The organism is Paenibacillus sp. EB106-05-06-XG162, from assembly GCF_058791655.1.
Map to the genome: position 1 here is coordinate 19,696 of NZ_JBYTDT010000003.1, position 19,685 is coordinate 39,380.

Genomic DNA, 19,685 nt, shown 5'->3' on the forward strand with positions numbered 1-19,685 from the left:
TTCTAGATCATACAAAAATTCACCGCTTCGCCTTATAAAACTCATGATAAAGCTTCATCAGTGCCCTCTTCTCGATCCGTGACACGTACGAGCGGCTAATGCCCAACTCCTTTGCAATCTCCCGCTGCGTACGCTCCTCGCCGCCTGCTTCGAGCCCGAAGCGGCCTACGACGACCTCTTTTTCTCGGTCATCCAAGATCTCGAGGTTTTGGTAGATTTTCGATTTCTCGATTTTCAGCTGTACCTTCTCTACAACGTCGTCGGCTTCGGAGCCGAGAATATCAATTAACGTAATTTCATTGCCTTCCTTATCAGTCCCAATTGGATCATGTAAGGAAACATCCTTACGAGTTTTTTTCAAGCTACGGAGATGCATTAGGATCTCGTTCTCAATACAACGAGCAGCAAAAGTGGCTAATTTCGTGCCCTTATTCGGCTGAAAGCTCTCGATGGCCTTAATGAGTCCAATCGTACCAATCGAGATAAGGTCTTCGAGATCTTCCCCTGTATTATCAAATTTTTTTACTATATGGGCGACAAGTCTAAGATTGTGTTCCACAAGCATATTTCGTGAATACGCATTACCCTCCGCCATCTGTTGCAAATGCTTCATTTCTTCTTCTTCGGTCAGAGGCTGAGGGAAAGCATTATTTTTAACGTAGGACACCAATAGAGAAAGCTGTTTTATGAACATCGCGATTGTTGATAAAAACCCAAGCATTACTCCACCTCCTTAGACATGCAAGTTCTCCATCTGTGCAATTGAGAACGATACATTCTATGTGGGCGACTGCCTATGTGTGCCTGTACAGCTATAAAAAGCTTTTTATATAAAATTCATAGTCTGTCTATTACGTTATATTGTCCTTCCAGATCCCATTTAAAGAATCAACCTTCCATTCTAATTGTTTCATGTAATCGATCATGGAATTTATTGTTTGTTTAGTTACAAAGCCTGGGGTTCCTTTTACTTGAACTTCAATTATTTTCGTAAATTTATCACTTTTCTTTTCAATTGGTGTACATCTGTTATTCCGATAACGTACAATCATCTTCAATACTGACTCCCACCGTTCCAATGAACAACACATAAACATTAACCGGTAATAATGACTTGTGTCGTCCATATATGAAAATTCATGTACTCTTTTATTTCTATCAATTCTGCTTTTTAGTGATTCAATCATTTGTTCAATTTCATCAATTAATTCATCCATGAAAACGCCCCCTCTAATTAGACAGTTCAACAATCACTTTTTCATTTCTAGGTTTTATTTGAGTAAGCTGAAATTTCTTCTGATAGAATATCCCCTCCATATTAGATAACTCACTCAAGTGCCCAACTAACGTTAAGATAACTTCCTCGTTTTGATACTTAATTACGATCTCATCAACCAAGTTGTCAAGAATGTACCGTTTTTGGCTCAACGATAAAATACAACCTTCATTATCAATGAACTCTTGGATCTTATCCAACACACCCTGTATTTTCTCATTAGATAGTTCCTGTTCATGAAATAACTTAATTTGATTCTTATATTTCGCAATTTCATTTTGAATCGCTTCACGATTGGAGTTTACTTTGGAAAAATCTGAAAGCATTTCCTGTTCATTTATTACATCACTCTTAAATAAAGTTTTTATTTTTTCAATTTCCCTCGCTTTTATCAATAATTCTTTTTCTAGTGAATCAATTGTATTCACCAATTCATCAATTATCTCTACTGAGGTTTCCTTATATTGATTTATGTAATCTTCCGGATTAGATAAAACCTCCATTAATAACTTCCAAATATATTGATCAAGAAGCCCTGCTCTAATTGTTTTTGAAGGACATTTTTCAACACCCTCTCCATATTGTCTAGGAATATGATTGGGACACCGATAACAAGAATATTTAGATCTTTTTCCCGATTCTTTATCGACTCTCCCCGAGTAGGTCGTGCAGTCCCAGGTTCTACCACATAATCCGCACTTTAACTTTGACTTAAGAAGATACTCATACTTTTTATTTCCTGAAAGTTTCTTGTTTTTTTCTTTCTGATCACGAGCTAATTTAAACATAACATCATCAATGATTGGCTCAATTTCAACAAGGATCCATTCATCAGATGGCCTAAATTCATAAGACTTTTTTGGAGTACCGTTTTTTGTTTTTTCTCCCCTCAATTTTTTAAACTTCCTTCTATTGTAGTAATATCTTCCGATATACACTTCTGAACTCAAAATTCTCAGGATGGAACTTGCACTCCAACACTTACTTTCCCTTCGCTTAGGTACAACACCTTGATGAACTAGCTTTTCGCCAATTTGCCGAAGCGTTAAATGTTCTAATACATACCATTCATAAATCTTACGAACAGCTTCAGCCTCATTCTCATTAATCACAAGTGTTTGATTAATAAAATCATATCCGAACGGGGCAACACGCATTGGCATAATTTTTTTATCTTTCTCTACAGCGCGAAGTCTGCCACGTACAGTTCGTTTTTTAATCAACTGCAGCTCATATTGTGCAATTACACTCATCAAGTTAAAAAACAACATCCCCTCAGGCGTGGTCTTATATTCAGCATCTACGAAAACAAGGTTAACATTATTTGCTTCAAATTCTTTACAGATTAAAAGCTTGTCCGTAAGATCTCTAGAAAGTCGATCAGGATGAGTAACTACAATATGTGAAATAGCACCATTAGATATTTCAGCCCTCATTTTATTTAAAGCTGATCTTTCTAAATCTTCACCGCTTACACCTTCTTCGCGATAAATGATGATTTTATCAAGTGTAAAGCCAAGATCGTTTGCTTTTTCAACACACAACTGTACTTGCACATCTAAGCTCGTTCCGTCGACTTGAATACCCGTTGAGACCCTTGCATATATCGCTGCCTTCATTTGTTATTTACCATTCTTTCTAAGAATAAGAATTTCTTTAAGACGATTATGATACTCCCTTTCATCATCCGCATAAATTCTCTTTGGCTGCAATTTATTACAATCAATACAACCAGATCCAGATTCCAAAAAAATACTTTCCATATTATTTGGATAATAAAATATCTCAATTTCAATTTCTCCGACTTCATCAACCTTTGCAAACCATTGATCACTGATTGCTTGCCGGCATGAATACAATTCACTTTGATAACGAATCCCTAACTTCGTTAAGATTGCTTTCCCGCGTTTCATTTAAACACCTCTTTTTATCATTAGGAACGTTTGTTCGCATTAATACTTTTCCCAATAAATTAAAAAATAAACCGACTTCACTCAGTCGGTTCGAAAAGGAGTTTTCTGATGATAAATTGGATTACTCTTTTCTTTGCTTCTGTTGCGCTATTCTTCGTCTTTTTCGACATCAACTCCTTTTCTATTTTCTGTGGCTTCCCCGTCGAGTTTTTCTCCATTTTCCTCCTCTTCCTTCAACCATTTTTCAATTAGTTCTAAAACTCGTTTCCGTTTTTCTTCCAACAAAAAAACCTCCTTTAGTAGGAGGTTTAACAAATTTTATCTATACAAATTTTGAACTACCAATTGGCAGTCATTGATTAAAATAGAGTGGTTTTGTAAACAATTCATCCTTATTTTTCACAATGTATCCAAAATTTTTTTTTCCAATGATGACTGTAGACATCATCCCCTTTAAAGGTGAATATGGTTCCAAAACTTTTTCGAAAACTTCCTTTGCATCTTGGCACTCGAAACCATTTAGAACTTCAATACTAACTTGCCCGTATTTCATTTCCATTCTAATGCGAATTTCATAATTACCAATTACGAGGGCAATTCCTTCAACACTTCGTCTTGGATTCAATAAATTGCAATCCAAATAATTAATAAACTTTTTTTCGTTAATGTGGGAATCTCAATATAAAGAATGGGATCACATTCATAATTTGATTGTATTTTATCCATTACTATCCAATGGAAGGGCACTCTGCAAATTAAGGCTACATGTATCAGAAAACGATATCCATATTCATCTGTTTTATTTTCAGATTTTCGGAATTTATTTATTTTATTTGCTGAGACAGCAAGAATCATTTCAAGTTCTTTATAATTTAGTCCCAAAAAATCAGGATCCATTAAAAATAACCTTCGATGTTCTTTTTTTGATAATTTCATTAAAAATAAACTAAGATATCTCATCTCCATCTGTTGTAACGCACGCAATGTAAATTTGTATATTGATTTATTATTTTCATGGAAATCCATTAATTCTTTTTCAGTTTTCTTTCCACATAAAAATTTTAATGCTTCATCCCTATGTTGCTCGAACCAGTAAACTTCCCCTTTTTTTAATTCCAAGGCACATCACCTGGAATTAGCATAGGCTTTTGCTAAAACCGAATAGTTACAACTACCAATTGGTAGTTGTAACTTAATAATATTAAAGGTGTGACATCCTTTTTAATATGGGGATCCTTTAAAGAAAAACCTTGGTACCAAACGAATGCATGAAAACTGGACAAGTTAGTGTCGGGTAATATAATTCACAGCTTCATCTGGGGTCTTCTTCGTAAAAACTAGAGCAAAACGGGCAAACGCTGCATCTTGTGTAATTCCACCATGAAGTGCAATTTGACGTTCAATTTCCTTCTCAACAGCTTTCAAATCCAATTTGATTTTAAATTGAACGGCAAGACGAACAAGGCGAAGTGCAGTTTTAGGATCATGAAGTTTGGACTCAAGTTTTCTCCTTCCATAATCACAGTTATCAGGGTCTCTCAGTTCGAGCCAAAGTGCGTACTCCTCGTCTATTGCTGCTGTACCGAAACAATTCAGTTGACTCGCAATTGCTGCAGCGTCAGTAAAACAAGTTTGTGCTAACCGACGAGTATGGATCGCAGTTGAATCCGCAGCAAGTGGAAAGTCTACAGCTTGAAAAGGTATCTGATTGAATACAGATGATCGCCATTCGGACGGGACTGTACTTTGGAGATAATATACTCCGCGCATATGATGAAGGATTGGACACTCTTCCAAATCCTCAACGGTTAGCATATCTATAATTTGATTTGCTGTATCCCAATTGGATAGGTTAATACACTGCATTAAAAGCAAGTATTTACCATATGGGTCCAAATCTTTAGCTGATAACCCTACTGTTTCAAGCCAGTCAATGGCTCTCTCAGCCCCCTCATGATGAATTACAACAAACAGACAAACAGATCGAGATATAGGTAAGTCTATTCCAGCTAGAGTACTCATAGCTAAGTTCTTGTCGCCATTATTCGAAATGATGAGAGACTTCGCAATATCGATTTCAGGACAATTTCCCAGAGATTTAGCAAGTTCGTGACATTCTGTAGCTTTAACCATTTCCCCATTAGACGATAAAAGGCGTGCACACCAAGCCAATGCTCGACTTTTTTCAGAATTAGTTCCGCCAGAAAGTTCTCCATCAATCAATTTTTGTACGAATATTACAGACGACTGAACTGTATTGTACTCTGCAAAAAAGCGAGATCTGCAGAGTATTTTCAACTCATCCTTAATTTTCTGATCGACGAGCAGTGTTGGAAAGTTTGAATGAGAAAATTGCTTTGAGCTAAGCGTATCCATTATTACAGAAAGCTTTTGATCAGATTCCTTTCTGTATCTAGCTTCTTCAATGATATGTTTCTTTTCAGTTAGGATCTTATCTAATGTTTGGTTTTTCCTCATTTCTATGTTCAACATTTCAACGAATTTTTTCGCACCGAATAAAGCATCACTTTTACTTAGTCCTAATCCGTTTAAAACAAAACTATTTTCGTTTATCTCCCAAGCTCCATAAAATACAGTTTGAAGTATCACTTCCCAATTTTGTTCTATTGAAAGAAAACTACTATGACTAGTCCCGTATGTATCACCATAGGTCTTAAAAAAATTAATCGAGGTAGACTTGACAGAATCTATAAATAATTGAATTATAGGATCCTCTTTAACACCAAATTGTTTAAATAATCTCTTCAAAGTATCGTATGCCGTGTTACCTAAAATACCTACTAAGATGTCTACAATCACAAAAATCACCTTCATAGTTTATTTACTTGATTTTTTAATCAGTTGAGTTAATTCTTTATTTCGACAATTTACTTGATTTTCCTTTTATCTCAAATATTCTAACCAATCTACAACTAACTAATGCGCTTTATCACTTTATTAATGAGCCATACCCCTTAACGTGAGACAAACACCTTCAAGGGAAATTGCATATGTCATAAAACATGGAGGTGTTTTTACGTTGTCAACAAGAGTAAGTTATCAGTGTAAACAAAGATGAATGAGAATGGCAGGTATACTAGTGAGGGAAGTCATGGAGAAGTTTGGACTACAGAATCATACCCATCTTAAAATTGGATGGGATTCTATCGATGAGGTGAGATTCATCGATATGAACAGCTTGTTGATAAGCAGCACAGCTATGGCACAATCCCAGGAGGTGGGACCGTGAGTTTTTGTCCGATGGGGCGTATAACGGTATCGCGGTCTTGTGCATGGGCTTGGAATAGTGCGTGCGAATATCTCGTGCCACCTAATCCACTGGAAAGCTGGATTCAACTCTAAAAACCTACAGTCGAGAAGATTCGGTAACTATGCATCTAGCATATATTTCACTACAGTTACCGAAGACCACAGTGTTGCTTCGAAAGGAACAGACGAATAATCACATGCGTGCGCAACAGAATATGCAATGTGAGGGATTGCAATGTTGAGTCATCGTAAGCATACATCACTTATTCATATGATGCTGGATAGTGATTAGGGTAGCGTCTACACGTCTCAGGTTCAGAATAACCGTAAAAGGAAAAGGCATTACCATGAGTATGTCCCGTAAAGGTACACCCGCTGATATTGCCCCATTGAATCGTATCATTGCTAATCAGACAGTTATCCTTTTTATCTGAGAGGCCCAATATCGTTAGTATAACTTGTCCGCCAAAGAAAAAATCTTCAAAATTCCTCTTACATATTACATCAGTTCGTGTTCATATCGTATTGACGATGTGCGCGACGAGCCGTAAGTTATGTTCCACGAGCATATTCCGCGAATACGCATTGCCCTCCGCCATCTGCTGCAGATGCTTCATCTCTTCCTCTTCGGTTAATGGCTGGGGGAACGCGTTATTTTTAACATAGGATACCAACAGAGAAAGCTGCTTAATGAACATGGCGATCGTTGACAAAAATCCAAGCATTACTCCACCTCCTAAGACGTGCACGGTCTCCATCCGAATGACTGAGATCGTTACATTCTATGTAGGCGGGAGCCTATCTGTGCCTGTACGCGGGAAAATAGTATCCTCCAGCGCTCCCCCGTAGCGTCGGCCAAAAGCGCTGTAACGTGCGAGCAGCTGCTAACGAATCCCAGAAGCCTTATTCCGCCGAATGATGCCCTGAAAAATTCTAACGAACTCCACGAGCGCTATTCCCATCAAAACTACACAAAATCGTCCGTTCTGAGCACAATAACGCCGCTGGAGTTCGTTAGCGTGAAAATCACCCCATATTTGCTCAAATAGCGTTCATACGATTCGTTAGAACATCGCGGCCCGCCGGAGCGCCCAAACAACGAAAAAAGCCAAGCCCGCACATGGCGAACTTGGCCTTCCTCTTCGATAACACCGTCTGTAACTACAGTGTCATGCCGTCTTGTACGTCGAACTTCGTCACAGCGAGAACTGAAACGGCGACGGCGTATCTTGCACAACAACCAATCTCTTCGTTCATATAATTAGGCATTACAATATACCGGCTGGACGCATACCGGTTTGGAAACTTCAACCGATTGCCCGGTATAGTTCAGCTTCCCTGTCGCTGCATCGACGCGGAATACGGCAATATTGTTCGTGTCGCGATTCGCTGCGAGTACATATTGCCCGCTTGGCGTTAGTGCAAAATGGCGCGGATGACGGCCCTCGGTCGATACATGCTGGCTTACCGTCAAGGTACCTGATTCAGGATGAACTTCGTAGACGACGATGCTGTCATGTCCGCGGTTCGATCCATATAGGTAGCGTCCATCGGCAGAAATAGCAATTTCCGCGCAGCCATTCTCGCCGCTGTAATCATCCGGCAGCGTGGACACGGTCTCGATCAAGCTCAGCTCGCCCGATTCCGAATAATAAGCGAAGACGCTCACGGAGGAACTAAGCTCGTTAATCACATAAGCGAATTTGCCATTCGGATGGAATGTCAGATGTCGCGGACCTGAACCTGCCGGAACCGCAGCTTCTCCTTGCGGTACGAGAACGTTACGATCGGAATCAATCGTGTAACACTTCACGCGATCAATGCCCAGATCGGACACATAGAGGTAACGCTGGTCCGGACTAAAGAACGCCGAATGCACATGCGGTTGACTCTGATTCGGATGCGGCCCGTGACCGTGGTGCTGCTGTACGTCGAGCTGCGCTCCGACTTGTCCATCCGCTTCAAGCGCGACTAACCCTACGCATCCCCCATGATAGCTGGATACGATCAGATAGCGGCTATGCTGGTCCCGCTGAATATGGCATTGCGGAGCATCCAGTGACTTCGCGCGGTTCATCACATTCAGCTTACCGCTCACCGTATCGATCGAGTAACTGACGACCTCTCCGATCTTCTTGCCTTCTTCCGTTGCATTTTCGGCGATGGCATACAGCCTTTGATGATCCATATCTACATTTACATAGGTCGGATTTTTCAATCCCGACACTTCATCCAGCTGGGTCAACGATCCAGACTTTTCGTCAAATGAATACACATATACGCCGGGAGCATCCGCTTCGGCATAGGATCCTACGAATACGAGCATGCGTGGTTCCATTGAGGTAACCTCCTTCAGTACATCGATAGTATGTATGTTGCTGTTTCATAACTTTACACTTGATACAGGAGGAAAATCAAGAAGGTCAACTTATCGATAACATCAGTTAAAAGAAAGCATTGCCTCAATCAGCTCAAACAGGCCAACCAGATATGTATCTGATTGACCTAATAGTATGAACTATATCTCAATTTGGAGAACAATTTTCCGAACAACAAAGCTTCCCATCCATTAACAAACTCTAACACACATGCTGTTTTCAATACTTCTTACCCCTACCGGTTTATTTATGCAAGCTTCTACTCCTTCACTGCGCCGATCATCACCCCTTGGTTAAAATGTTTTTGTACAAAGGGATATACACAAAGGATCGGAACGGTGGCAACGATAATGACGGAATAACGCATCATGTTAGCAAGACGCATTGCGATTTGCGCGGCTTCGCCGGATCCCATCCCGGACTGCATTTGGTTGGTGATCAGAATATTGCGTAATATCAACTGAAGTGGATACAGGTTCGGATTTTTCAGATAAATCAAAGCGTTAAAATACGAATTCCAGTAGCCGACGGCAATCCATAAGCCGAGTACCGCGATAATGGCCTTAGACAATGGTAGAACGACCGTAATGAAATAACGCAGGTTGCCGCAACCATCCATCTGCGCTGCTTCCCACAAATCTCCTGGGATACTCGACTGGAAGAAGGTCCGTGCGACGATCATATTGTATACCATAACGGAGAAAGGCAAGACCATAACCAAGAAGGTATCATACATATGGAAATCTCGTATGGTTAGAAACGTAGGGATCAACCCGCCGCTGAAGAACATCGTGAAAATAAAAAACAGCGATAAAAACTTCCGTCCGACAAGGTCCTTTCTCGACAGTGCGTAAGCTGCTGAAATATTGACAACTAACCCGATCACGGTTCCCACGACGGTATACAGAATGGTATTGCGATACCCGATCCAGATGTTATCATGCTTCAATAATTCCCTGTAGCCATCGAACGTGAACCCTTTCGGATACAACCACACCTGCCCGCCTGCCACGGCAGAGGGATCGCTGAATGAAGCAATGACGATAAAATACAACGGATAAATCAAGATGAGCAGAAATACTACTGCAAATACGTATATGATCACTTCCATAACGCTATCTGATGATCGGTTATTTTTTATTTTTCTTACACGCGTACTCGTTACAGCTTCCATGTTGTTCCCCCTCCTTCTACCACAAGCTGTTTTCGCTAACCTTTTTGGACAATTGATTGACCAAGATCAGCAGAATAAAGTTAATGACGGTGTTAAATAAGTTAATCGCCGAAGAGAAGCTATATTGGCTGCTGAGCAGACCGATTTTGTAGACATACGTAGACAATATTTCGCTTGAGGTGATATTTAGGTCATTCTGCATTAGATACACCTTTTCAAAACCAACCCCAAGCAATCCACCGACGCGTAAAATCAGCAAGGTAATCGCTGTCGGCATGAGCATCGGAATATCGATATAGCGAACTTTATGCCAGCGGCTCGCACCATCTACGGTCGCAGCCTCGTAAAGACTTGGATCTACAGCAGACAATGCGGCGATAAAGATAATGCTGTCCCACCCGACATGCTGCCACACATCAGACCAGACATAGACACTGCTGAATAAACCTGCAGACCCCATCAGATCCGGCGCCTCTTTGCCGAACAATCCGAACAAATTGACAAGTAACCCGGTGCTTGGCGAGAGCAGAATCATCATCAAACCGACCATAACAACCGTCGAAATAAAATGAGGCATGTACGATATCGTCTGAAAGAACCTCCGAAACCGGTTGGGTCTCATATGATTGATCACCAGTGCCAGCATGATCGGAATTGGAAATGTAATTAAGCTGTACAAGCTGATGATCAACGTATTCTTAATGGTTGCTGAGAATTGATAGGAATTAAAAAACTTCTCAAAATACTTAAATCCCGCCCAAGGGCTGTCTGTAATCCCCAGCGCAGGGCTGTAATTTTTAAAGGCAATAAGCACCCCGTACATCGGCTTGTACGCGAATAACAACGTAAGCACCACCGCGGGAAGCAGCAATAAATACAGTCCCCAATTTCGTTTGACCTGTCCGAATGTCCGCCCTGCATTCATTTGAACATACCCCTCCTTCATATCTGTTAACTTCCTATAGCGGCATACATTCTTGTAAAAATACCGCCTCACAGGAAACGCTGCGAAGCGGCATCTAGAAAGAGCAATGATTATTTAACGCTCGTGTAACGACTATACGCATCCGTACGGATTTGGATTAACTTCTCAAGACCCATATTGTTGAGCTGCTTGACATACGCATCCCAGCCTTCGTCAATATTGCCCTTCGTAATGAATTGGGCCCGCATCGTATTCACATAGGTGTCAATATCCGTGGTTAAGGTCGGCAGTTCCTCGAATTCCTTCGACGTGTACATCACGTTCGGATACGGCGTCGTTACGTAATCGCTTCCCAGCTTATCCAGTTGTAATTTCAGACCGTCTCCCGCCTTCGGGTTTAGAATGATGTTCTTCTCGAAGGATGGACTTACATATTTCGGTCCGAAATCACGAAGCGATTGATCCCAGTACCAGGCATCTGCGCTCGTACCTGCTGGTGGATCCATGAGCGTATACGTACCATCGTCATTCTTCTGAATAACGGTTCCAATTGCACCCCAGAAGTTCTGAATACTTGCTTCATTCGTATAGAATTGATCTGCCCACCGTGCAGAAATCTCCGGATACTTATTCGATGTTGTAATCAAGAACTCGTTACGAGATAGATTCATCCCCACTGGATTCCCGATCGTATAGCGCTTACCGTCCGGACCCGCAATCGGAGGAATGGTCTCGTATTGATCTCCCCATTTGCCGAATACCGCATCCGGTGTCCATTGATACGTAAAACCTACGATTGGCGCATCCGGGTTCTGGAACTTCGCCATTTTCATCGTGTCGTCCTGCGTGAATACTTCTTTGTCAATCAAACCTTCTGCATACAATTTACTCTCCCACTTAAGACCTTCTTTATAAGCATCTGTGGTCGGATAGTATACGGGTTTTCCATCTTGAATGATCATGAAGTTCGTATTCAGATCAGCAATCCCCCATGGACTGATCATGTCATTACTTGCTTCAACATAAGGAACTTCATCATGCTTGCCATTTCCATTTGCATCTTGTTCTTTGAAAGCTTTGAGGACATTGTAAAGTTCATCAACCGTAGTCGGAGCCTTCAGCCCTAATTTATCGAGCCATGTTTTGTTAATGACCGGTTGGCGCGAACTCTTCGGACGAGATGGCAATCGTGCAGGCAACGAATAGATCTTCCCATCCGGGAAGGTGCTGATCTTTTTCATATCAGGTGTTTCTTCCATCGCGGCTTTCAAATTTGGCATATATTGATCAATGTAATCGTCTAAGGGTCGGAAGTAGCTCAAGTTATTAACGATATCGGAATCTGAGAAGGTCTGGTTGCCGATCACTACGTCCGGAAGTGTGCCGCTGGCTAACATAATCGATTTCTGTTCGGCCCAGTCATTAGATGACATGACCTGCCAATCGATTTTCACATTCGTATTCTTCTCCAGGTCTTTAAGCCACTGATTCTGTGTAAACGTGTCCCCCATATTGCCCCAACGAACGGTCAATACTTTTAAGGTAACCGGTTCCTTCACAATCGGCAGGCCTTCTTTGTTCATATTGCCCGTCTCCGTCTCTGTATTCGTCTTCGTAGAGCTCTCCTCTTTCTTCTCACCACTGCATGCCGCAAGACTCCCAATCAATGCCGTTACAAGAAGAAGCGCGGTAATTATTCGATACCAAGGCTTTTGTGGCTGTTTGCCCATTCCCGATTCCCCCTCAACATTTCTCATTTATGAACATCTTTATCATAGCTTCTTTCGTTTCGGTAATTCAGACACTTTCAAGCCATTATTCAGACTTCTGAATCCGCTTACATAACAAAAAAAAGAGCTCATATTCATATTCAATGATTACCTGTTGTCGTATTCAGACTTTTCCTTGCGATTTTCAGACTTTGACGTGAAATCACTTCGCTCTCTCTGTTTTTTCTATGCAGAAGTTTTATAATACTTTTAACAGGAACAATAAAGCGCATTCATAATATGGATCCACTTGAAAGGACGCGTTGTCGTGACATCTGGCACAAATACCAACAGCAAAATATATCCCCTGCGGCATTATATCCAGATTATCTTAATAATCTCATTCATCGTACTCCTGTTAGACCTCATTATCAGTGTAGCTACGATTTCCATCGTGAAGCAACAGTCCACTCGAAGTTTACAGGACACGGCCGATTTGTATATCAACCGCATTAATCATGATTTTTCCTACATTAATCATTATATGGGATGGACTCTTGCAAACGATGAAAATATGAAGACGATGAATCACAGCGACATGAACAGCATCGAGTTTCTAAAAGCGAACGAGAACATCCGCAAACGATTTACAGAACTGCAAAAAAACTATGAACAGCAATTTAATTTCTTCTATTATTTAGAGAATCAGCAGCTTTTTCTGAATTGCTCACCGATGAACCTATCCTATTCAGATTTTAAAGAGCTCAAGAGACAGGTTGTGTCCCATCTCGAAGATCAAGATGTATATGAGAAGTTTTATTCCAGATGGACTTCGATGCAAGTGAACAACACGTATTACATCATCAATATCGTACCTTATCAAAACAGTTACATGATTAGCATGATCCCTGCGGATGAGCTCATTTCCCCTTTGCGGCAAATCAATCTTGGCGAGAATGGTTTTGTCTCCTTGATTGATGAGTCCGAGCAGAACATCACGAGTCCCATATCCAACAATGGAAAAGCGATTAGCAGCCAGCCGGATAAGCCTACGCTCCTGAATCTTGTCCAGACGAGAACCACCGTAAACGGTGAATTCACGAATGCTTCCTTCTACGTCAAGCTCGTCATTCAATTCGGAGCCTTCGAGAAGATCATGATTGCCCAGCTGCTTATTGTCCTTCTTGCTGTTATTATCGCCTGCAATCTTTGTTTCCTGCTCTTCTATTTTAAGAAAAAAGTGTTGACGCCGATTAAAACATTTTCCTATAACCTCACCTTCTGGAACGACGGCGGCGATCCGATGGAGATGAAAGGCAGCAAAATCATCGAACTGGAGAAAGCCAATAAGCAGTTTCTTCATCTCGTTGATCAAATCAAACAGTATAAAATCGATATTTACGAACGTGAGTTAGAGAAGCAAAACATACAACTGAATTATATGCAGCTCCAAATTAAACCTCATTTCTTTCTGAATTGTCTAACGACGATCTACAGTATGGCTCAAATGCAAATGTTTGCGGAAATCGAACATATGACATTATCGACCTCTAAATATTTTCGGTATATCTTCCAGAATGATCAGAATTTCGTAAACCTGAAAGATGAGATTGAACATGTCAGAATCTATCTTGAAATTCAAAAAAGCCGTTACCGCAATGCATTTATATATCGAATTGAACATGCTGATGAGGCTAGTGATGTGCAAATCCCACCGCTTGTACTTCAGACTTTCATCGAAAATGCGGTGAAATATGCGGTTTCAAGAGATCATGAAGTCCATATCATACTGAAAGTTGATCGCATTATAGAAGAAGAAATGACCGTCATCCAAATTGCAGACAACGGCCCTGGGTTTCCATCCGCCATCCTAGCGAAATTGAATGCAGGACAGCACCTAGAGCAAAGCGATGGTACACATATCGGCATTATGAATACCCTGCAGAGACTCGAATACCTCTATCTTAATAAAGAAAGAGTCAGCTTCTCTAATATAGAGGGTGGCGGGGCTTGCGTCATCTTATACCTTCCGGATCTACCGAAGTAACTATGAATGGGGGAGCAGTATATGAATGTGTTACTTGTTGATGACGACTACTTTGTCGTATCCGCACTCGAACAAAAAATCGACTGGAAATCACTCGGGATTGAAAACATTTATACCGCTAACAATGTAGCTCAAGCACGCGAAATATTCAAAAAACATGCTGTTCAAATTTTGATTTCCGATATTGAAATGCCTCAAGGAAGCGGACTGGAGCTTCTGGCGTGGATTCGTGGAGAGAATTACAGCGTTCAAGCTATATTCCTGACGAATTACGCAGATTTCAACTATGCGCAAAAGGCTATTGAATTGCAAAGCTTTGAATATTTCCTCAAGCCGATCGAATTTGATAAATTGATGCTTATCATTCAAAAAGCTGTTACAAGAGCAAAAGAAGATAAACAAAATGAAAAATCGATACAGGAAGGCACGCTTTGGCAAAAAAATCAACCAAAAATCGTTGAACATTTTTGGCGTAAACTCATCAATAGCAGTACCTCTTATCCGATGAAATCATCAGCGATACTCAATTTTATCGAAGATAATAATCTGTCCTATCAGCCGTTTGATATCTTCCAGCCCTTATTATTCAATATCTTCCCTTACGCTGGGAGCATGGGAAAAGAAGAAAAAGGACTTTTCGATTATGCGCTGATCAATGTGATGCATGAACTATTTCAGAGCCCTTATTTTTCAATTGAGACCCTATTAGAATACAAAGAATACAATTGGATCGTCATATTCAAATGGGATCATTCCCCCGATTCACAAATGCTTGAAGAACTCTGTTCTTCATTCATACTGAAAGCGAACCCATATCTGAAATGCGATGTTTGCTGCAATGTCGGCTTATCTAGAGGACTTGAGGGAATCAGCCTGATCATCAAGCAATTGTTAACCATGAATGAAGAGATGACGAAATCTCGAAATCAAACTTTTTTCGTAGAATATTACAATCAAAATCAAGTGGGCTACATCCCTCCTAACTTGGCCCATTTAGAAGAGCTGTTGAACCAGAACAAATCCACTGCTTTTCTGCAAGAAACAACCCAATATTTAAGTGATATGTTGTATCGTAACTCGCTTGGAACCTCGAGCCTTAGCTTGTTCCGGTTGGATATGGTGCAGCTCGTATATTCTTTTCTCAAAAACAAAGGGATTCAAGCTCATAAATTATACACAGGGAAAACCAATGACCAATTATTCATGCATTCCTTGTATTCGATCGAGGATATGGAGGAATACCTTACCTATCTAGTGAATACCGCGATGGAATACAGGAACTTCGCCGAACAACCCAAATCTGTTGTCGACGAAATCAAGCAATATATTCATTCCCATTACGGTGACGATCTCACACGCAACAATCTGGCTGAAATCGTCTATCTCCATCCCGACTATCTCGCAAGGCTATTTAAGAAAGAAACAGGTATCTCCCTCGGAAATTATGTGATTCAGGTCCGAATTTCCGCTGCCAAGCATTTGTTAGAAACAACGCATTTACCTCTATTTACAATCACAACAAAAGTAGGGTATTCGAACTATTCTTATTTCTCCAAGCTCTTCAAAGAAGATGTCGGCTGTACACCGAATGAATATAAGAAAGACTTCACAGACATAAAATAAGTTAATTGTTATTTGCAATAAACTATAGCTTGTTTTTGCTACGGCTTTTCGACAGCGCACCAAACGATAAAATGCAAGAAAAAAAAGCAGTTGCACCATCTTCTTCAAATGGGTTGCAGCTGCTTTCCGATACACATCTCACTTGCCTAACGTTTGGTATTCATCCACTTACCATTCGTGAAATCCGGGATCGCAACCGCCTGACCGCCCGTGGTGATGGAACTCTCGCTAAGCGCCGAGATGCTCATCCAACTCGCCATATCATAGACATCGATCGGCGTCTGTGTTCCTTGCTGCACGCTGTCGAAAAAGTCTCGTAGAACTAGCCAGTCCATGCCGCCGTGTCCCTGCTTGATGCCTTCCTTCTGATACATCTCCCAGATCGGATGATCGTATTTCTCCCGATACTGCTCGATATTTCCCCATTGGCTTCGCCAATCCCCCTCGAACTCGTTATGTACGCCTTCGATGAACAACGAATCGTTATCCTCCGTGTACATGCCTTTCGTTCCGCGAACCGAGAAGTTTCTCGAATAATACCGTGGCAGCGTCGTATCGAGCGTCAACGTGATTGTCTCGCCGCGAGCGCACTTAATTGTCGTCGTCACAATGTCGCCTTGCAGGAAGTTCACCTTCGCGAGCTTCTCGTCCTTTTTCACGTTTTTAACGTAATCATGAAGCCCTGCCGACTTGGTCGCGACGGAGACGAGCGATACCATCCGATTACCCTGATTGATGTCGAGGATGCGGGCAATCGGTCCGAGCTGATGTGTCGGATAATTATCGCAGTTGCGGTGAATATAATTGTTCAAGCGATAATGGCGATTCTCCTTGCCATAGGCGATCTCATAGCGCAAATCATGCATGTATCCACCTGTACAGTGAACAATCTCCCCAAGCACGCCCTGCTGCACCATATGCAGGAGCATCAGCTCTGTTCGCCCATAACAGCAATTTTCCAGCATCATGACAGGCACTTTGGTGCGCTCATAGGCTTCAACCAGTTTCCAGCATTCCTGGATGGAATATGCCCCGCCAACTTCGCAGGCCACGTATTTGCCATGCTCCATCGCGGCGACCACCACATGGATATGGTCCGCCCACGAGGTGGTGACCACGATCGCATCCACCGAAGGCATTTCTACAATCTCTGTATAATCCTTCGTCGTCATCGGACGCGGTTGTCCCGACTGCTCCACGATTTTCGCCGCCTGCTCGCAGCGATCTTCATACAGATCACAGACCGCAACCACTTCGATATCATCCATATGCAGCATTAATTGCATCATCCCGATGCCTCGTCCGCCTAATCCAATCACGCCGATTTTCATTTTCGACTTCATGCTGATCTCCTCCATCGCCTTCATGATTATGCCCAAAGGCCACCTGACCCTTAGGTCTCTGATTCATCCTCTAAAATATTCCTGATGACCACCCCTCATTCCTTCAATTTTGTCACAAAAATTTTCTTTTACATCAAAAAAAAGAACAAAAAAATCGCTATAAATGATGAAATCAATCATCATTTCTCGCATGACTTTATGGTCCATATAGAAAAAGGACTGCCCTTAGGTCATCGATGGATGAGCTTGGGCAGTCCCTATGAAGATTTTCTACTTTCCGATTTTCTCGATTGGATCTACGCGTCCATAAGTCACGTTCGGCGCTTGCGTTGGAGCTGCCCAGCGGACTGCGTTCGAGATCACCTTCAAGACTTCTGGCTGATGGTACACAGGGAAGGTCTCGTGACCCGGTCTGAAATAGAAGATTTTCCCTTGGCCTCTGCGATAGCAGCAGCCGCTGCGGAACACTTCGCCGCCCTCGAACCAAGAGATGAACACCAATTCGTCCGGTGCTGGAATCTCGAAGCGCTCGCCGTACATTTCTTCTTTTGGAATTTCGATATATTCGCCGAGCCCTTCCGCAATCGGATGACCTGGCTCAATGACCCAGATTCGTTCTTTCTCGCCGTCATCACGCCATTTTAACGCACCTGTCTTTGTTCCGAGCAATCTCTCAAATATTTTGGAGGCATGACCGGAGTGAAGCACGATTAATCCCATGCCGTCTAGCACTCTGCTGCGGACCTTCTCAACGATATCGTCACGTACTTCTTGGTGAGCGATATGCCCCCACCAAATCAATACATCCGTGTTCGCGAGCGTCTCATCGCTTAGCCCATGATCCGGGTCATCCAGAACAGCTGTCTTCACTTCGAATGTATCTTCTTTTTTCAAATAGCTGGCAATCGCGTTATGAATCCCTTCCGGGTAAATACCTGCTACCACTTCATTGTGACGTTCATGTCGATATTCATTCCATACGGTAACTTGAATGTGTGCCATAATTAATCCTCCTAAGGTAGTGTGATCCAACGAACCTATAACAATTTCTACCTTAGTATAGGTTGTGATAGAATAATTGAGAATGTCGGATCAAGACACTTTTGTACAAAAGCGACTTTTGGATGAATGAAGGAGAGTATCGATGCTTGCAATTCCTATGGACACACTGTCCACGATCAAACTTGTCGGTTATGTATCATATAAGACGCCGTGGCGTCATTTTAGACGCAATGTGAATGAATATATCCTCTACTTCATGAAGAGCGGCGAGATGCATATCCAGGAGAACGGCGTTCAATATATTCTGAAAAAAGGCGACTCCTTCATGCTGGAACCGAACCTTGAGCATGAGGGAACGGCGAAGCACGCCTGCGACTATTACTATATTCATTTTACGCATCCAGAGATTCAATCCGTTGAAGTCGAGGATCTCCATACTCTTGCAAGACGTATTCTTCTCGAGGAAGGCGGGGCCGGAACGCCCATAGAACCATCCATCTGCTATCTGCCGAAATATGTTCGGTTTGTGACGAGCTCAAGACTCCAGCATTTCTACCATGTCCTAAGCGAGATGGTGCAGCTCTATCACGGCCGCTCTTACAACCGGACGCTGACAGCCATGCGCGTATCCGAGCTCTACATCGAGATATCGCGAGAATATTTGATGACGGCGCTTCAGAGCAACCATCAGAAGAACACGAAGTCTTTAATCAAACTGAATGCGCTGCTAGACTTCATTCATTTGAACTATGCGAGCAAAATTACCGGAGCTGATATTGAGCAGGAATTCGCATGCAACTTCGACTATATGAATCGCGTGTTCAGCCAAGTGACGGGGCATACGATTACGAAATATATCAATCAAATTCGGATCAATCATGCGAAGGAATTGCTAGATGCCACCCATCTAAGTATCGGCGAGGTTGGTTATCTCGTGGGTCTAGAAGACCCTTATTATTTCAGCAAGGTCTTCAAGAAATATGTGGGTATGTCACCCAGTGAGTATAAAGGGGAGCTTATTTGAT

The 19,685-nt window shown here is 41.8% G+C and carries 19 protein-coding genes and 1 pseudogene; 4 read left to right on the forward strand and 16 right to left on the reverse strand.

Going from position 1 to position 19,685, the window contains the following annotated elements; genetic code table 11:
- Window positions 1–19: 19 nt before the first annotated feature.
- The 8 genes from sigK to AC3WU2_RS08815 form a co-directional block, all read right to left on the reverse strand.
- Window positions 20–721, reverse strand: a complete 702-nt coding sequence (gene sigK / locus AC3WU2_RS08780; RefSeq protein ID WP_018757275.1) for an RNA polymerase sporulation sigma factor SigK — start codon at window positions 719–721, stop codon at window positions 20–22.
- Window positions 722–851: 130 nt separating this feature from the next.
- Window positions 852–1,217, reverse strand: a complete 366-nt coding sequence (locus AC3WU2_RS08785; protein WP_492453276.1) for a hypothetical protein — start codon at window positions 1,215–1,217, stop codon at window positions 852–854.
- Between the two features lie 13 nt (window positions 1,218–1,230).
- The gene (locus AC3WU2_RS08790) at window positions 1,231–2,895 is read right to left on the reverse strand and encodes a recombinase family protein (RefSeq protein ID WP_492453278.1); all 1,665 of its coding nucleotides are present in this window, start codon (window positions 2,893–2,895) and stop codon (window positions 1,231–1,233) included.
- 3 nt (window positions 2,896–2,898) lie between these two features.
- A complete protein-coding gene (locus tag AC3WU2_RS08795; RefSeq protein WP_492453280.1) occupies window positions 2,899–3,189 on the reverse strand; it encodes a hypothetical protein in 291 nt (96 codons plus the stop codon).
- Between the two features lie 147 nt (window positions 3,190–3,336).
- On the reverse strand, window positions 3,337–3,471 hold the full coding sequence (locus tag AC3WU2_RS08800) for a hypothetical protein (RefSeq protein ID WP_492453282.1): 135 nt from the start codon (window positions 3,469–3,471) through the stop codon (window positions 3,337–3,339).
- 70 nt (window positions 3,472–3,541) lie between these two features.
- A complete protein-coding gene (locus AC3WU2_RS08805) occupies window positions 3,542–3,814 on the reverse strand; it encodes a hypothetical protein (RefSeq protein ID WP_492453284.1) in 273 nt (90 codons plus the stop codon).
- Complete coding sequence (locus AC3WU2_RS08810; protein WP_492453286.1) at window positions 3,811–4,308, reverse strand: hypothetical protein; 498 nt, start codon at window positions 4,306–4,308, stop codon at window positions 3,811–3,813. Before AC3WU2_RS08810 ends, AC3WU2_RS08805 begins: the two co-directional genes overlap by 4 nt.
- Before the next feature lie 165 nt (window positions 4,309–4,473).
- On the reverse strand, window positions 4,474–6,009 hold the full coding sequence (locus AC3WU2_RS08815) for a hypothetical protein (protein ID WP_492453288.1): 1,536 nt from the start codon (window positions 6,007–6,009) through the stop codon (window positions 4,474–4,476).
- Between the two features lie 265 nt (window positions 6,010–6,274).
- Between AC3WU2_RS08815 and AC3WU2_RS08820 the strand changes: the two genes are divergently transcribed.
- Window positions 6,275–6,439 carry a hypothetical protein gene (locus AC3WU2_RS08820; protein ID WP_492453290.1) on the forward strand — a complete coding sequence of 55 codons (165 nt, stop codon included), beginning with the start codon at window positions 6,275–6,277 and terminating at the stop codon, window positions 6,437–6,439.
- Window positions 6,440–6,986: 547 nt separating this feature from the next.
- On the opposite strand, the pseudogene AC3WU2_RS08825 reads toward AC3WU2_RS08820, so the two are convergent.
- From AC3WU2_RS08825 to AC3WU2_RS08850, 6 genes and pseudogenes are all read right to left on the reverse strand, one after another.
- Window positions 6,987–7,184: pseudogene (locus AC3WU2_RS08825) on the reverse strand (RNA polymerase subunit sigma-70); the annotation flags it as partial.
- A gap of 242 nt (window positions 7,185–7,426) precedes the next feature.
- Window positions 7,427–7,696 carry a hypothetical protein gene (locus tag AC3WU2_RS08830; protein ID WP_492453292.1) on the reverse strand — a complete coding sequence of 90 codons (270 nt, stop codon included), beginning with the start codon at window positions 7,694–7,696 and terminating at the stop codon, window positions 7,427–7,429.
- Between the two features lie 24 nt (window positions 7,697–7,720).
- Window positions 7,721–8,797, reverse strand: a complete 1,077-nt coding sequence (locus tag AC3WU2_RS08835) for a lactonase family protein (RefSeq protein ID WP_492453294.1) — start codon at window positions 8,795–8,797, stop codon at window positions 7,721–7,723.
- Window positions 8,798–9,096: 299 nt separating this feature from the next.
- Window positions 9,097–10,011, reverse strand: a complete 915-nt coding sequence (locus tag AC3WU2_RS08840; protein ID WP_492453296.1) for a carbohydrate ABC transporter permease — start codon at window positions 10,009–10,011, stop codon at window positions 9,097–9,099.
- Window positions 10,012–10,027: 16 nt separating this feature from the next.
- Window positions 10,028–10,936: an ABC transporter permease gene (locus AC3WU2_RS08845; RefSeq protein WP_492453298.1), complete on the reverse strand. Its 909-nt coding sequence runs from the start codon at window positions 10,934–10,936 to the stop codon at window positions 10,028–10,030.
- A gap of 110 nt (window positions 10,937–11,046) precedes the next feature.
- Window positions 11,047–12,666, reverse strand: coding sequence for an extracellular solute-binding protein (locus tag AC3WU2_RS08850; protein ID WP_492453300.1), 1,620 nt, complete (start codon window positions 12,664–12,666; stop codon window positions 11,047–11,049).
- 307 nt (window positions 12,667–12,973) lie between these two features.
- On the opposite strand from AC3WU2_RS08850, the gene AC3WU2_RS08855 reads away from it, so the two are divergent.
- Both AC3WU2_RS08855 and AC3WU2_RS08860 read left to right on the forward strand, forming a co-directional pair.
- A complete protein-coding gene (locus AC3WU2_RS08855; protein ID WP_492453302.1) occupies window positions 12,974–14,692 on the forward strand; it encodes a sensor histidine kinase in 1,719 nt (572 codons plus the stop codon).
- Between the two features lie 21 nt (window positions 14,693–14,713).
- Entirely contained in the window at window positions 14,714–16,315 is a 1,602-nt protein-coding gene (locus tag AC3WU2_RS08860) for a response regulator transcription factor (protein WP_492453304.1), read from the forward strand.
- A 146-nt stretch (window positions 16,316–16,461) separates the two neighbouring features.
- Here the strand turns inward: AC3WU2_RS08860 and AC3WU2_RS08865 are convergent, their stop codons facing one another.
- Window positions 16,462–17,658, reverse strand: a complete 1,197-nt coding sequence (locus AC3WU2_RS08865; protein WP_492453306.1) for a Gfo/Idh/MocA family protein — start codon at window positions 17,656–17,658, stop codon at window positions 16,462–16,464.
- Window positions 17,659–17,928: 270 nt separating this feature from the next.
- Complete coding sequence (locus tag AC3WU2_RS08870; protein ID WP_018757266.1) at window positions 17,929–18,660, reverse strand: ThuA domain-containing protein; 732 nt, start codon at window positions 18,658–18,660, stop codon at window positions 17,929–17,931.
- 142 nt (window positions 18,661–18,802) lie between these two features.
- Here AC3WU2_RS08870 and AC3WU2_RS08875 point away from each other — a divergent pair, with 142 nt between their 5' ends.
- Entirely contained in the window at window positions 18,803–19,684 is an 882-nt protein-coding gene (locus AC3WU2_RS08875; protein WP_492453309.1) for a helix-turn-helix domain-containing protein, read from the forward strand.
- The last annotated feature ends 1 nt before the right edge of the window (window position 19,685 follow it).

Bases quoted from the DNA above. Each gene is read 5' to 3' on its own strand.
- AC3WU2_RS08790 (WP_492453278.1), bottom strand. From the start codon at position 2,895: ATGAAGGCAGCGATATATGCAAGGGTCTCAACGGGTATTCAAGTCGAC.
- AC3WU2_RS08865 (WP_492453306.1), bottom strand. From the start codon at position 17,658: ATGAAGTCGAAAATGAAAATCGGCGTGATTGGATTAGGCGGACGAGGC.
- AC3WU2_RS08795 (WP_492453280.1), bottom strand. From the start codon at position 3,189: ATGAAACGCGGGAAAGCAATCTTAACGAAGTTAGGGATTCGTTATCAA.
- AC3WU2_RS08870 (WP_018757266.1), bottom strand. From the start codon at position 18,660: ATGGCACACATTCAAGTTACCGTATGGAATGAATATCGACATGAACGT.
- sigK (WP_018757275.1), bottom strand. From the start codon at position 721: ATGCTTGGGTTTTTATCAACAATCGCGATGTTCATAAAACAGCTTTCT.
- AC3WU2_RS08835 (WP_492453294.1), bottom strand. From the start codon at position 8,797: ATGGAACCACGCATGCTCGTATTCGTAGGATCCTATGCCGAAGCGGAT.
- AC3WU2_RS08845 (WP_492453298.1), bottom strand. From the start codon at position 10,936: ATGAATGCAGGGCGGACATTCGGACAGGTCAAACGAAATTGGGGACTG.
- AC3WU2_RS08860 (WP_492453304.1), top strand. From the start codon at position 14,714: ATGAATGTGTTACTTGTTGATGACGACTACTTTGTCGTATCCGCACTC.
- AC3WU2_RS08785 (WP_492453276.1), bottom strand. From the start codon at position 1,217: ATGGATGAATTAATTGATGAAATTGAACAAATGATTGAATCACTAAAA.
- AC3WU2_RS08840 (WP_492453296.1), bottom strand. From the start codon at position 10,011: ATGGAAGCTGTAACGAGTACGCGTGTAAGAAAAATAAAAAATAACCGA.
- AC3WU2_RS08875 (WP_492453309.1), top strand. From the start codon at position 18,803: ATGCTTGCAATTCCTATGGACACACTGTCCACGATCAAACTTGTCGGT.
- AC3WU2_RS08820 (WP_492453290.1), top strand. From the start codon at position 6,275: ATGGCAGGTATACTAGTGAGGGAAGTCATGGAGAAGTTTGGACTACAG.
- AC3WU2_RS08850 (WP_492453300.1), bottom strand. From the start codon at position 12,666: ATGGGCAAACAGCCACAAAAGCCTTGGTATCGAATAATTACCGCGCTT.